We start from the raw sequence: 14,073 nt of genomic DNA, 5'->3' as shown, positions 1-14,073 counted from the left end.
CCCCAAACAAGGACGCGCGGTGATGCTGGAGTTTCTCCGGATAAGAACAGGGATAGTGCTGGGTACGGTACTTGGGCTTGCTGCGTGCAGCGCGCCCGAGATCGACGGGCCGACCTGCACCGGGCTTGTCCGAGATTTTGTTCCGGCGAAATCCGTGGTCGGGCGCAGCTCAGCGCCGAATGTGGATGCGACTGCGGATCTGTTTGCCCGGGTGTTCGAAGGTCAGGCCGCGCAACGTGCAAACCTTGACCGCGATGGGCGGGGCATTCCCGTCGAAATTCTGGCTATGACCACCGGTGGGCAATATGGTGCCTTCTCATCAGGCGTTCTGACCGGCTGGACAGAAAACGGCAGGCCAGACTTCAACGTCGTGACCGGGGCCAGCGCCGGGGCTTTGATTACCCCTCTGGCATTTGCGGGATCGGCGTTTGACGCGCGCCTGAAATCCAATACCAGGATCAATTTGAACGATGTGCTGTCGCTGCAAATCGTGCCACCGATTCCTTTGGCCAGCTCTGTCTTCAGCACCAAAAAACTGAAACGGCTGGTCGAAAGTGAAATTGACGAACCTCTGCTGGATCGTATCGCCGAGCGGGCCGATCCGGGCCAATCCGGGCAAGAGGTCAACAGCGTGGTGGTCGGCGCGGTCAATCTGAAAACCGGGCGGTTCGACATCATGGATATCGGTCAGTATCTGGCCACCACCCCAGATGATTTCGCGACAAAAGAGGATTGCGTGTCCGAGGCGGTTCTGGCCAGCTCGGCCATTCCGGTTCTGTTCCCGCCTCGCAAGATCAATGGGGACCTATATGCGGATGCAGGTGTGCGCCAGCACGTGTTTCTGGAAGGCCTGGCTAAAGGTCAGCAAACAGCTACGCAGCGCACAGGCCAACAATTTGACATTCGGGTAACTTTGCTGGTGAACGGCGATCTGGTTGTCGCAGAAAAGGACCCAGGACCCGGTATCCTCGCGTTGGCAGGCCGGAATTTCCAACTGGTCACCGATCAGGGATTTCGCGAGTCGATCGATCGAACCCTTCGCGTTGTGAAACAGAACCCCTCTTGGACCTTTAAGGCATTGGTTGCGCCTGAACTGCCCGCGCTCAATTGCAAGAACCCCGAACCCCTGTTTGACAAATGTATTACCGGGGCGTTGTTCGAGGCGGGGAAGAACATGACAAGCTCTCAACCCATCCCGTGGCTGACCGCGGCTGAGTTGGAGCGCAAGATCAACGAAATCTACGGGAGTTGACGATGCTGGATGCGGCACAAACCACCGATGTACAGGCCGAAACCCTGTTGGAGGTCAACAATATCGAGGTGATCTACAACCACGTCATTCTTGTGCTGAAGGGCGTCAGCCTGACCGTGCCCAAGGGTGGGATCACCGCCTTGCTGGGCGGCAACGGGGCGGGCAAGACTACGACGCTCAAGGCGGTGTCGAACCTGCTGCAGTCCGAACGGGGCGAGGTCACCAAGGGTACGATCACCTATCGCGGCACCAGCGTGCATGAAAGCGATCCGGCCGATCTGGTGGAAAAGGGCGTCATTCAGGTGATGGAAGGCCGCCATTGCTTTGAACACCTGACGGTCGAGGAAAATCTGCTGACCGGGGCCTATACTCGCAAGGATGGCAACGCGGCGATCCAGCAGGATCTGGAACTTGTGTATTCCTATTTCCCGCGTCTCGCCGAACGGCGCCGGTCGCAGGCGGGCTATACCTCGGGCGGGGAACAGCAGATGGTGGCGATGGGTCGGGCTTTGATGTCGCGCCCAGAAACGATCCTGCTGGATGAGCCATCGATGGGTCTTGCGCCGCAGCTGGTCGAAGAGATTTTCGGCATCGTCAAGGATTTGAACGAGAAAGAGGGCGTGTCCTTCCTGCTGGCCGAACAGAACACCAATGTGGCACTGCGGTTTGCACATTACGGATACATTCTGGAATCGGGGCGTGTTGTGATGGACGGCCCGGCGGCCGATCTGCGCGAAAACCCGGATGTGAAAGAGTTTTATCTGGGCATGTCCGACGAGGGGCGCAAAAGCTTCCGTGACGTGCGCTCATACCGCCGCCGCAAAAGGTGGCTGTAAGCGGATGGAGGATCTGGTCATGACGAATTACTACGACGCGCTCGAGACCCGTTCAGCCGACGAGCGCGCTGCCGATCAGGCGCAGGCGCTGCGTGTTCAAATTCAGCGGGCGTTGTCCGCGCCCGGTTTTGCGGCGCATCTGGCAGGGGTTGATTGCAATGCTGTTGCCTCGGCCGAGGATCTGGTGAAACTGCCGGTGCTGCGCAAATCTGAACTGGCGCAGGCACAGGCGGCGCGGCCGCCGTTTGGCGGGTTCACGGTCACACCGGCGCGGCATTTTCACCATGTTTTCCAGTCCCCGGGTCCGATTTATGAGCCCGGCAGCACTGATCCCGATTGGTGGCGCATGGGCCGGTTCCTGCATGCGGCAGGCGTAGGACCCGGTGATATCGTCCATAACTGTTTTGGCTATCACCTGACCCCGGCTGGGATGATTTTTGAAAGTGGTGCGCGGGCTGTTGGGGCCGCTGTGCTGCCCGCCGGTACCGGCCAGACCGAGTTGCAGGTCACTGCGGCGCGTGATGTGGGGTGTACGTCTTATGCGGGTACTCCGGATTACCTGAAGGTCATTCTGGACAAAGCGGATGAGATGGGCGTGGAGCTGAACTTTTCTTCTGCCGTGGTGGGTGGTGGCGCGCTGTTCCCATCGCTGCGTCAGGATTATGCCGACCGGGGTATTTCCTGTCTGCAATGTTATGCCACCGCCGATCTGGGCAATATCGCCTATGAAAGCCACGCGATGGAGGGAATGATCATCGACGAGCATGTGATTGTCGAAATCGTCACGCCCGGCACAGGCACCCCGGTTGCAACGGGTGAGGTGGGTGAGGTCGTGGTGACCTCGCTAAACCCAGATTATCCGCTGATCCGGTTTGCCACCGGTGATATGTCCGCGATCATGCCCGGACAATCGCCTTGTGGCCGCACCAACCTGCGTATCAAGGGTTGGATGGGACGGGCCGATCAGACCACCAAGATCAAAGGCATGTTCGTGCGTCCTGAACAGGTGGCCGCGCTGGTCGACAAACATTCAGAGATCGTCAAAGCCCGTGTCATCGCCGCGCGACAGGGGGAAATGGACACGATGACCGTTCAGATCGAAAGTCCACGCGACGATGACGTGACCTATGCCAAATCCGTAATTGAGGTGCTGAAACTGAAAGGCGCAATTGAGGTTGTGGCCCCCGGGTCGCTGCCCAAGGACGGGTTGGTGATCGAGGATCAACGCGTTTACGAATAGTCCAACAAAGGGTTCTGCGGCAGTTTGTGCCGTAGAATTGTTCCTCTGCCTACTGGTGTTTCTTAGCATTTTAGTCGATTAAAGGCGAAACCTGCGCCTCTTTGCCTGTAACACCGGAAACATGGCCGAAATCGAATACTCAGAACACGGAACGCGCAATCGGGGCGTGTTTGGCACCCGGCTGGTGGCCGTGGTGGCCTATCTGGTGGCTGCGGCCTGTCTGCTTCCGATGATGGCTGTTGTGCTGGCAGCGGTGACGGGTGGGACGGAAACGATCTCACACCTGCTGGATACGGTTCTGCCCGGCTATGCGCTGACAACGTTGATTTTGGTGGTTCTGGTCGCCATCGGCACCTTGTCCATCGGTGTGGGCGCGGCCTGGCTGGTGACGATGACCCGCTTTCCGGGCGTCCGCTTTCTTGAGATCGCACTGGTCTTGCCACTGGCCTTTCCGGCCTATGTTCTGGCCTATGCCTATACGTTCATTCTGGATCACCCCGGCATCGTTCAAACCACCCTGCGCGAGGTGACCGGCTGGGGCCCGCGCGACTATTGGTTCCCCGAGATTCGCTCGACCGGGGGCGCGGCGGTGATGCTGATCCTGGTTCTGTATCCTTATGTCTATTTGTTGGCCCGCGCCGCCTTTCTACAGCAAAGCTCGACCGCTTTTCTGGCCGCGCGGGCGTTGGGAAAAAGCCCTTGGCTGGCGTTCTGGCATGTGTCCTTGCCAATGGCGCGCCCGGCAATTGCCGGCGGGGTCCTGCTGGCGATCATGGAGACCATCGCCGATTTTGGCACCGTGGCTTATTTCGGCGTTCAGACCTTTGCCACCGGTATCTATACCAGCTGGTTTTCGATCGGAGACCGCGCTGCCGCCGCGCAGTTGGCCATGTGCCTGCTGGGTTTCGCATTGCTACTGGCAGTGATCGAACGCACTCGGCGGGGCAAGGCAAAATATTACCAGGCAGGTAAAAGCCACGCCCCACTGCCAGCACAGCAGATTAAAGGTTGGTTTGCAGTTGCGGGGTTCACGCTGTGTGCCATTCCGGTGCTATTGGGTTTTTTGCTGCCGGTGTTCATTCTCGTGCAGATGGGGCTTGATTCGGAACAGAACCTGCTGTCGCGGCGCTATATCGGGTTTATCCAGAACTCGTTGACGCTGGCAGGTACGGCCGCCGTCGTCACCGTTTTTGCGGCGATTTGCATCGGGTTCTATCAGCGGTTGCGCCCGGGCAAAGGGTCAGCCACGACGGGTTATGTCGCGCGGCTGGGTTATGCAGTGCCGGGCGGTGTAATCGCGGTGGGCCTTTTGGTGCCATTTGCCAGTTTCGACAACGCATTGGATGCTTGGATGCGCGAAACTTTCGATATCTCGACCGGACTGCTGGTTACCGGGTCAATCTGGTTGCTGATCGCGGCCTATATGGTGCGTTTCCTGGCCGCTGCGCTCAGCGCTTATGAGGGTGGGCAAAGCACGGTGCATGTCAACATGGACGCCGCTGCACGGTCGCTGGGCCAGACCCCGTTGGGAACGCTGAGACGGGTGCATTTGCCGATCCTGACGCCCTCGCTGCTGACGGCGCTGCTGATCGTCTTCGTCGACGTGATGAAAGAGCTTCCCGCCACCCTGATCATGCGGCCCTTCAACTTTGATACGCTGGCGGTACAGGCGTATCGGCTGGCCTCGGATGAGCGGTTGGAGGGTGCCGCCGTGCCCTCGCTGGTGATCCTTGCGGTGGGGCTGTTGCCGGTGATTCTGATCTGCCGTCAGGTCGGGCGGCGCTAGCACAGGGCGAACCAAAAAATCACATCCTGTTGTGCTTGGGCTTGATTCAAACGCAATTTCCGGCAAGGCTTGGGGTATGAACATGCAGCCTCCCAGCCGGTTTTCTGCAAACTCGGCCCAGATGCCCGTCGCGTTTAACCGGCACGAGATGTCCCATATTCTATCCGTCTATGGCAGGATGGTCGCCGCCGGAGAATGGCGCGATTACGGAATTTCCAACCTGCGCGACATGGCGGTGTTTTCCATCTTTCGGCGAACGGCAGAACATCCGATTTACCGGGTCGAGAAACATCCACGTCTGCGGCAAAGGCAGGGGATGTATTCGGTGGTTGGCATGGATGGCCGCATCCTGAAACGCGGCCAGGATTTGCGCACGGTTCTAAGGGTGTTGGAACGCAAGCTGATTCGCTCGGTCGACCTTGATTAGAGCCGTTTGTGGGCGGTCACTGGCCCATCACCCTGTTCCAGAATACGCGTGATAGCCTGATCCATCGGCTCGAACGTCACATCCATGTGATAGGCATTGGCATGCAGCAGCATGTTTTCGCCATAGACCCAGGCGACGTGACCCTTCCAAAACAGCAGATCGCCGCGTTTCGGTTCCGTCCCAGCGGGCAGGGCCTCGCCCAATTCACGCTCTTGATCGCCGCTATCGCCGGGACAGGGCGTGCCGCAGGCCAAAAGCCCAGCCTGCACCAGACCCGAGCAATCCAATCCGAACCGGCTGTTGCCGCCCCAAAGATAGGGTGTGCCCAGAAACAGTTCGGCCACGGAAACCGGATCGGTCAGGTGGATGGCGTTGCGCTTGGCATGAACGGCGGGGATGAATCCCAGCTCAGTTTCCAGAAACCGGCCATTTTCCGAAAGAACCTGAACCCTGCTGCCGAAACTCAACGAGATCCGGTCGGGGCTTTTTATATCCGGCTGCGCATAGGCGTGGGTCGCAGGCGCCGTGACCCAATGCGTATCGGGCACCGGTGCCCCCAAATGATCCAGGTTTACCCAGCCCGGGTAACCGTCCTTGTCGGCGGTGATCCGGCCCCAACCCTGTTGCGTTTCAAGGACGGTGACGGTGTCACCGAATAAAAGCTGCCGGTCCCGCGGACCATCCGGGCGGCGCAACAGGTCAGCGACGGGGGTTATGATGCGCTGTTGGGTCATAAGCCCAGAATCTCGGGTAGGGCGGTCAATATGGCGCGGGGGCCTTGACCGAGGCCGCCTTTGCTGCGACCCGGGACCTTGCTGGGCTGCCACGAGTAGATGTCGAAATGCATGTAACGACTATTGCCCACAAACCGACGCAGGAACAGCGCGGCGGTGATCGAGCCTGCAAACCCACCCGGAGGCGCATTGTCCAGATCGGCGATGCCGGGTTCGATCATTGCCTCATAGGGTTCATGGAACGGCATCCGCCAAACCGGATCAGCGGCCTGCCTGCCTGCTTGTGCCAAAGCATCGGCAGCACTGTCGTCATCGGTGTAAAACGGCGCAAGATCGGGGCCAACGGCCACCCGCGCGGCACCCGTCAGCGTGGCCATCGAGATTACCAGATCCGGCTCCCCCTCATCTGCCAGCGTCAGCGCATCGGCCAGTACCAGCCGCCCCTCAGCGTCGGTATTGTTGATCTCAACCGTCAAGCCCTTGCGCGAGGTCAGGATATCGCCGGGGCGAAAGGCGTCTCCGGCCACCGAATTTTCAACCGCTGGGATCAACACCCGCAGTTGCAGCGGAAGGTTCAACGCCATGATCATCCGGGCCAGGCCCAGCACATTGGCCGATCCTCCCATGTCCTTCTTCATCAAGCCCATCGAGTTGCCGGGTTTCAGGTTCAACCCACCGGTATCAAAACACACACCTTTGCCGACCAATGTCAGCTTGGGGCCAATACTGCCCCAGTTTATCACGATCAGCCGGGGGTCCTGCGCGGATGCCCGGCCAACGGCGTGGATCATCGGAAAGTTCTGATCCAACAGCGCCGCGCCGCGGATCACGTCGCACGACGCCTCGAATTCCTGCGCCAGCGCCTCTGCCGCAGCTTGCAATTGATCCGGACCCATATCTGCGGTGGGCGTGTTGACCAAATCGCGGGTCAGGGCCTCGGCTTGGGCCAAAACTTCGATCAACGTGGCGTCGACGCCCTCGGGCGCGATCAGCCGGGCGTTGGCCGGAGATTGCTTGGCATAGCGGTTGAACGCATAGCCGGTCAGCAACCAGCCCAGACATTCGGTCGCTAACACCTCGGATGGGACGCCAGAAGCAATGTGATAGGTGCCTTCTGGCAGGGTTTCGGCCACGGCGGCCAGCGGAAAGCGCTTGCGCACCCGGCCTGTTGCTTTGCCATATCCCCCCAGCGCAAATTCGGGTTTGCCTTCCGGTCCGGGAATCAGCACTGCCTGACCCAGCGCGCCGGTGAACCCGCTGGCCCTGACCCAGTTTGGAATATGGTCTGGCTGATCGCTCAGCCAACCTTCCAGATCGGGTTGTGCGATGACATGCAGCGGAAGCGATGGATCAGAAGAGGAAGCGAAGGACAGGGTCATGGAAATCTCGGCTTGTTCGATTTGCGCCCAGCCTAGCCGCCCACGGCCCGTCCGCAAGCCCCGTCAGACCGAAAGGTCCTGCTGATCCCAGATCACCGTCAACGAGTTTTCACCGACCCGGATCAGCCGCGACAGGGTGGCGCCGGTGGCAACGGCATCCCCTGCATCCACGGACTGCGCCACATCTCCGGCGACGCGGGCCAATGCGACCATGCCGATCTGTTCGGCGATCGCCACCAGCGACCGCGCGCATTTGCGCAACCCGGCCCAATCGCGTTGCCGCCAGAACCGTTCGCAGTTCGACAGGCGCACGGCCAGTTCCTCGACCGTACGGCACAAAACGTCCAATGCGTTCTTGTCGCCCAATTGCCGGTACAATCCATTCAGCCGGTCCTGATCCAGACGAACGGTTTCCTTGTGTTCAAGCGTGAGTATCTTATCCACCACATTCACCCCAATATTTTGTGCCCCCACGGCATGGACCGACTTTGACCGCGAATTCCTTTGCAAAACCTTGCATTCGCGGGGGATAATCGCTCGAATTTTCTGCGAATTCGGGGTAGAGCAGCCCCCAGCGAACAAATCAGGGACTTTCAAATGGATCACGCCAAACCTTTGCCGAACTATTTGGTCAAGCGGTATCACGGCTGGAAAGCCACCACATATTCTGAAAATCAAGTCTGGTATCGCCGTCTGGCCACTGAAGGACAACGTCCACGGGCGATGGTGATTTCATGTTGTGACAGCCGCGTCCATGTCACTTCGATCTTCGGGGCCGATCAGGGTGAGTTCTTTATTCACCGCAACATTGCCAACCTGGTGCCGCCCTATGCACCGGATGGTGATCATCACGGCACCAGTGCGGCGATTGAATATGCGGTCACCGCTCTGAAAGTGGCGCATCTGATCGTGCTGGGCCATTCGCAATGTGGTGGTGTGCAGGGCTGTATCGACATGTGCAAGGGGCAGGCCCCGCAACTGGAAGCCAAAGAAAGCTTTGTGGGCCGCTGGATGGATATCCTCAAACCGAAATACGACCTGGTCGCCGATGTCGAGGACAGCGTTGAACAGGCGCGTCAGTTTGAGCGGCAGGCGGTTGTGGCCTCGCTTGAGAACCTGATGACCTTTCCCTTCGTGTCCTCTGCGGTGCAGGATGGTTCGCTCAGCCTGCATGGGTTGTGGACCGATATCGGCGAAGGCGGGCTGCAAAGCTATGATCCGCAGGAAAAGAAATTCGTCGTCGTCTAAGCGGCGCTGAAATGTTGCGCAAATAGTGGGCGGAGGATCAGGTCTCTGATTCTGCGCCCTTTTTTGGTATAGTGGCCTGATCCAGGTTTGGGTTAGAGGCGCGATATGCGAGTCATCAAACGTATTTTCCTTTTTCTAATCTGTCTTGTTTTGCTATTGATCGGTGTCTCATACCTGCTGCCCGGCAAGGCGATCGTGTCGCGCAGCATCACCATCGATGCCCCGGCCAGCGCCATCTTTCCTTATGTGAATTCCATGCAAGAGACCGAGAAATGGTCTCCCTGGCTGGCGCGGGACCCGGAAACGCAACTGTCCTATAGCGGACCCGAAGCTGGGGTGGGCAATACCCTGAGCTGGAGTTCCGAGCATCCACAAGTCGGCAGCGGCACTCAGGAAATCATCGAAAGTGTTCCGGATCAGACCGTCAGAACCGCGCTGGATTTTGGTCCGATGGGCACGGCATCGGCGTCGTTTGAGCTGGCGCCCGAAGGCGATCAGACTCAGGTAACTTGGGGGCTTGAATCCGATCTTGGGATGAACCCGATGGCACGCTGGATGGGGTTGATGATGGATAAGTGGGTCGGCGGCGATTACGAACAGGGACTGAGCGATCTAAAGGCGCTGGTCGAAGGACAGACCTAAGCCAATAGGTTTTGCGCCGCAGGTTTTGATCTATGCAGCCCGGCGCAACGGTCGGGCAGATTATTCAAATCGAATTCGGGCGAGCTTTCCAAGGTGGTCGGAGCCCATAAAGGGGCGCAACTCAACCGTTCCCGTTGTTCCTTTCGGGAACAACAGGTTGTCGATTGGCAAGGGTATCTGCCAGCTGCCAAGGTTATGAGTGTTCAAGATAGTTCCAAAGCTTTGATTGTCTGCTGCCGCCGCGATCCGCTGAACGCTTTGGCCCCAGGGCACCATATTGAAATCTCCGGCAATCAGAACCGGCCCGTCGAGTTCCTTAATGCGATCAGCAATCACTTGGCTTTGTTTGGATTGGTCGTAAGGAAACGGCCAGTTCAGGTGTACGGATACAACCCAAACCAGACCGCCGCCGGGGGTTTTAACCTGCACCCCGACAAGCCCATACCCTTCCAGGCAAAACTCGGAACCTTCGACAATTGGCAATGTGGTCAAGATGGCGACGTTTTGTTCGGGGCGAAATTCACAGATCGATTTTGCCGGGTAATGTTCGAACATGTTTCTCATGAACTTGCGATTGTGACTGGACACTTCCTGCAAGGTCACGATCTCGGCGTTGGATTCTATTATGTCATCGGCCAAGGGATAGCGTGGCCAGGCCTGGCTCATGAGGTTCTTTTGATACAACGTCAGGCAAGCACCGTTGCAATCACCTGAGGGCGCTGCATAGCTGGTTGCGATTGACCCAATCGCGAGGACGGCGACGGCTATCGCGCTCAAAGCGACGTAACGCGCGCGCATGCACAGCAAAATCACGGCGCATGGTAAAAGCAGAACGCCGGCCAGCGGGCGAAGCAGGGCGAACGAATCCCCAGCTGCAATGACGGGGCCTGTAAAGCCAATAATGACCAGACCCATCAGCATACTTGCGCAGCCTATGATCAGGTTTCGTACAATCCTGTGCTTGGTCAAAACTCGCATGCTCTGCCTCTGTCGCTTTGTTCGGGGCAATGCATGTGGTTTGCTGTGTCACATGTCCCGCTGTCAAAGCGCGTCATTTTGGTGACAAGCCAGCCTGTCTTTGTCAACAGGCAGAGGTGGAATGTGCCACGTCATCCAACATGGCACATTCGATATGTTTATCAGCCCTTTTTCAGGACTTCACGACCCAGCAGTTCGGCAATCTGCACAGCGTTGAGCGCCGCGCCCTTGCGCAGGTTGTCGGACACGCACCACAGGTTCAGGCCGTTTTCGATCGTCGAATCCTGGCGGATGCGGCTGATGAAGGTGGCAAAATCGCCTGCGCATTCGATCGGCGAGACGTAGCCGCCGGGTTCGCGCTTGTCGATCACCATGATGCCCGGTGCCTCGCGCAGGATGTCGCGGGCTTCGTCTTCGTCCAGGAATTCTTCGAATTCGATGTTCACCGCCTCGGAATGGCCGACGAACACCGGAACACGAACGCAGGTAGCAGTAACCTTGATCGACGGATCGACGATCTTTTTGGTTTCGACAACCATCTTCCACTCTTCCTTGGTCGAGCCGTCTTCCATGAAGACGTCGATCTGAGGAATGACGTTGAAGGCGATCTGTTTCTGGAACTTCTTCGGTTCAACCTCGGTGGTGGGGTTGTAGATGGCCTTGGTCTGATCCCACAGCTCATCCATCCCCTCTTTGCCAGCACCCGAAACCGACTGATAAGTCGACACGACAACGCGCTTGATCTTGGCGCGATCATGCAGCGGCTTCAGCGCGACAACCATCTGCGCCGTCGAGCAGTTGGGGTTGGCGATGATGTTCTTGTTCTTATAGTCGTGAATCGCCTGCGGATTACATTCCGGCACGATCAGCGGAATCTCCGGGTCATAGCGATAGAGCGACGAGTTATCGATCACCACGCAGCCAGCCGCGGCCGCCTTGGGGGCGTAAACCTTGGTGGCCTCGGACCCCACGGCAAACAATGCCATGTCCCAGCCGGTGAAATCGAATGTGTCCAGGTCTTTGGTCGTGAGGGTCTTGTCGCCAAAAGTCACCTCAGTCCCCAGCGAACGACGGCTTGCCAGGGCAGCAAGTTCATCGACAGGGAACTGGCGTTCCGCCAGGATGTTCAGCATTTCGCGGCCCACGTTACCCGTGGCGCCGACGACTACGACGCGATAGCCCATTTCATGTCTCCAAAGTTAAGGACGCGCGTTCATAGCCGCGTTGCAGCAAAGAAAAAAGAGGAATCGCGCCATTATTCCGAGGATGACGGCGATTTGAGGCGTTTCCGGCCTCAGTCTTGCGCTAACAGGGATCGATACACCTTGACGATCTCTTCTGCCTCGCCTTCGATTCGAAAATTCTGTTCGATATGCTGGCGGGCGGCGGTTCCGGCGGCGGCCATTTTGCCTGGGTCGCTCAGCATGTCGTGCAAAGCCTCGGCCAGCGCATCAACGTTGTCTTTTTCTACCAAACGACCGGTTACTCCGTCCTGAATCTGCGCACTAAAGGCGCCAACGCCATGGCAGGCGATGGCCGGAACGCCTGATGCCATCGCTTCAAGCGGGGTCAGGCCGAACCCTTCATGGCGGGCAGGGGCGACGAACAAATCCAGCGCGCGATAGGTTTCGACGATCTCCTCCCACGGGCGTTCGCCCAGAAACCGGACACGGTCGGCCAGCCCGGCCTGTTTCAGCTTGGTTTCCTGTTCACGCTGGAAGGCTTCGAATTCTTTCGTGGCATTGCCGGTAAAGACGATTTTGGCATCAGGAAAGGATGGCAGCACCTTGATCGCCGCATCAACCAACAGATCGACGCCTTTTTGGGGTCGAATACGCCCGAAACACCCGATCAACGTCCCGGTTGGCAATCCAAGCTTGGCGCGCAGTGCTTCCTTATCCTCGGCCGGGTGGAAGATCTGCGTATCAACGCCATGCATGATCACCTTCGACGGGTGTTGCAGGAATGAGGCCGCCTGTGGTGTGGTGGCAATCAACGCATCCATTTTCGAGATCAGCTTTTTGGTAAATCCCGAATGATCGCGTTGTGCGGCCGACGTGAACAGCATTTTATAGTTGCGGCGGAATACGGACCTTAGGAACAGTCCCATCAGCATTTCGGTGTTGCGACGCGCATGCCAAACGATGGGCTCTCGATTGGGCAAAAACAGAGTCTTCCAAAGGGGGATATGCGGAATATTATCTGGCAACCCTGGGCCCGTGGCGCGGATGTTGATCATCTTTTCCTGGATGGGCAGTAGCCGGATAACAGTTGTGGTCACTCCCGAAAGACTATGTTTCAGGTTCGGCGCCAGAACTTCGATATCCTGCATTGAGTTCTCCATACCCGATGATCCGAGGCGGGATCAGTCTATGCTGTCGCGGCTGAATAGATAAATCACGCACCCGATAGCAAGCGCGACTGCGAAAAAGCCGAATATCGCTGTGTAGGGTGCGGTCGGGCTGATGTCCACCGTGGCCGCGTGAATGCGTCCGGTGATAAATTGGGCCAGCCCCACACCACCGATGCCAAACAGGTTCAGCAAGGTCATGCCGCGCCCAACCAGATGCGGTGCAACGAAAGCGCGGCCATGCGCCATGATCACCGGAAAGCTGGCCCCTATGAATCCAATTACCGCCATCAGAACCACTGATACCCAGACGGCGTTGTCGATCCACAGACACAACAGCACCAGCGCCACGGTGCCCAACGCATTGCCGCCGAAAATCACCCATTTCCGCGTGCCTAGCATCCGGTCAAGCGGCCCGTAGGCAAAGGTGCCTGCAATCATCGCCGCGCCCATGATCAGAGTCGCCGTCCCGATCTGAGTGGTGCTTAGGTTGAATATATCGCTTAGGTACGGCCCGGCCCACAGTCCTCGTGTGGCGCCCGAGGGTGCATAGGCGACCAGCATCAAAGGCAGGATCGTCCAAAGCGCGGGTTCCTTCAGCAAATCCAGCACGGACCCCCTGTGTTCGGTCTCGACCCGTTTTGGGTCATGCACGGTGAACAAGATACCCAGTGCGATAGCCCCCGAAAACAGCGCCAACACCCACATCGTTGCGCGCCATCCAACCAGTTCGACCGCCAGCGCAGTGGGGTATGAGGCCACCAGATTGCCGACCGATCCAACCCCCAACATCACGGCGGCCAATGTCGCAAAGCGGGCGGGCGGGTATTCCCGCGCGAAGATATAATAAGATGCCATCAAAACAGGGGAGCATCCGACCCCGATCAATCCCATGGCGATGGCGATGTGAAACGGCGTTTGGGCCACGGCAAACAGGGCTGCGCCGCCTGCGCCGCCGACCAGCAAAAGAACGGCCGAGGTCAGGCGCGGCCCGACTTGATCCAGCGCCCATCCTACCGGTAATTGCATCGCGGCAAAAATCAGAAACCAAAGACCCGAGGCAAAGGCCAGATCCTCGGGTGTGGCGCCGATATCGCGGCCCAGATCAACGCTGAGAACCGCCAGAAAGGCGCGAAAGAACTGGCTGAGCACATAGCCCAGGCACAAGACCACCAGACCTGCCTTCATTTTTCGTCCCTTC

Annotated in this window: 14 protein-coding genes; 7 read left to right on the top strand and 7 right to left on the bottom strand. The window is 58.3% G+C overall.

The window, feature by feature from the left end:
* Nucleotides 1-22 precede the first annotated feature (22 nt).
* From ACR0LY_RS10870 to ACR0LY_RS10850, 5 genes are all read left to right on the top strand, one after another.
* Entirely contained in the window at nucleotides 23-1,252 is a 1,230-nt protein-coding gene (locus ACR0LY_RS10870) for a patatin-like phospholipase family protein (protein ID WP_170349611.1), read from the top strand.
* A gap of 2 nt (nucleotides 1,253-1,254) precedes the next feature.
* Nucleotides 1,255-2,088, top strand: a complete 834-nt coding sequence (locus tag ACR0LY_RS10865; protein WP_170349612.1) for an ABC transporter ATP-binding protein — start codon at nucleotides 1,255-1,257, stop codon at nucleotides 2,086-2,088.
* A gap of 19 nt (nucleotides 2,089-2,107) precedes the next feature.
* Nucleotides 2,108-3,328 carry a phenylacetate--CoA ligase family protein gene (locus ACR0LY_RS10860; protein WP_170349613.1) on the top strand — a complete coding sequence of 407 codons (1,221 nt, stop codon included), beginning with the start codon at nucleotides 2,108-2,110 and terminating at the stop codon, nucleotides 3,326-3,328.
* Between the two features lie 121 nt (nucleotides 3,329-3,449).
* Nucleotides 3,450-5,114 (top strand): ABC transporter permease, encoded by a 1,665-nt coding sequence (locus ACR0LY_RS10855; protein ID WP_170349614.1) that lies wholly within the window; start codon nucleotides 3,450-3,452, stop codon nucleotides 5,112-5,114.
* Between the two features lie 76 nt (nucleotides 5,115-5,190).
* Entirely contained in the window at nucleotides 5,191-5,541 is a 351-nt protein-coding gene (locus tag ACR0LY_RS10850) for a DUF2794 domain-containing protein (RefSeq protein WP_170349615.1), read from the top strand.
* Here ACR0LY_RS10850 and ACR0LY_RS10845 read toward each other — a convergent pair.
* The 3 genes from ACR0LY_RS10845 to ACR0LY_RS10835 form a co-directional block, all read right to left on the bottom strand.
* A complete protein-coding gene (locus ACR0LY_RS10845) occupies nucleotides 5,538-6,275 on the bottom strand; it encodes a C40 family peptidase (protein WP_170349616.1) in 738 nt (245 codons plus the stop codon). The genes ACR0LY_RS10850 and ACR0LY_RS10845 overlap by 4 nt on opposite strands.
* Nucleotides 6,272-7,654 carry a leucyl aminopeptidase family protein gene (locus ACR0LY_RS10840; protein ID WP_170349617.1) on the bottom strand — a complete coding sequence of 461 codons (1,383 nt, stop codon included), beginning with the start codon at nucleotides 7,652-7,654 and terminating at the stop codon, nucleotides 6,272-6,274. Before ACR0LY_RS10840 ends, ACR0LY_RS10845 begins: the two co-directional genes overlap by 4 nt.
* A 63-nt stretch (nucleotides 7,655-7,717) precedes the next feature.
* Entirely contained in the window at nucleotides 7,718-8,107 is a 390-nt protein-coding gene (locus ACR0LY_RS10835) for a hypothetical protein (RefSeq protein WP_170349845.1), read from the bottom strand.
* 144 nt (nucleotides 8,108-8,251) lie between these two features.
* Here ACR0LY_RS10835 and ACR0LY_RS10830 point away from each other — a divergent pair, with 144 nt between their 5' ends.
* Both ACR0LY_RS10830 and ACR0LY_RS10825 read left to right on the top strand, forming a co-directional pair.
* Nucleotides 8,252-8,902 (top strand): carbonic anhydrase, encoded by a 651-nt coding sequence (locus tag ACR0LY_RS10830; RefSeq protein WP_170349618.1) that lies wholly within the window; start codon nucleotides 8,252-8,254, stop codon nucleotides 8,900-8,902.
* Nucleotides 8,903-9,007: 105 nt separating this feature from the next.
* Entirely contained in the window at nucleotides 9,008-9,544 is a 537-nt protein-coding gene (locus tag ACR0LY_RS10825; protein WP_170349619.1) for an SRPBCC family protein, read from the top strand.
* Nucleotides 9,545-9,604: 60 nt separating this feature from the next.
* Here the strand turns inward: ACR0LY_RS10825 and ACR0LY_RS10820 are convergent, their stop codons facing one another.
* The 4 genes from ACR0LY_RS10820 to ACR0LY_RS10805 all read right to left on the bottom strand — a co-directional run bounded on the left by ACR0LY_RS10820 (nucleotide 9,605) and on the right by ACR0LY_RS10805 (nucleotide 14,060).
* Nucleotides 9,605-10,522: an endonuclease/exonuclease/phosphatase family protein gene (locus tag ACR0LY_RS10820; RefSeq protein WP_170349620.1), complete on the bottom strand. Its 918-nt coding sequence runs from the start codon at nucleotides 10,520-10,522 to the stop codon at nucleotides 9,605-9,607.
* 161 nt (nucleotides 10,523-10,683) lie between these two features.
* Entirely contained in the window at nucleotides 10,684-11,706 is a 1,023-nt protein-coding gene (locus tag ACR0LY_RS10815; RefSeq protein WP_170349621.1) for an aspartate-semialdehyde dehydrogenase, read from the bottom strand.
* A 110-nt stretch (nucleotides 11,707-11,816) separates the two neighbouring features.
* On the bottom strand, nucleotides 11,817-12,854 hold the full coding sequence (locus ACR0LY_RS10810; protein WP_170349622.1) for a glycosyltransferase family 4 protein: 1,038 nt from the start codon (nucleotides 12,852-12,854) through the stop codon (nucleotides 11,817-11,819).
* Nucleotides 12,855-12,887: 33 nt separating this feature from the next.
* Nucleotides 12,888-14,060 (bottom strand): MFS transporter, encoded by a 1,173-nt coding sequence (locus ACR0LY_RS10805; protein WP_170349623.1) that lies wholly within the window; start codon nucleotides 14,058-14,060, stop codon nucleotides 12,888-12,890.
* Between the last annotated feature and the right edge of the window lie 13 nt (nucleotides 14,061-14,073).

This window comes from Ruegeria sp. BC5 (assembly GCF_056539205.1).
Note: the sequence above shows the minus strand (reverse complement) of the source record. Positions and strands in the feature narration are given on the sequence as shown.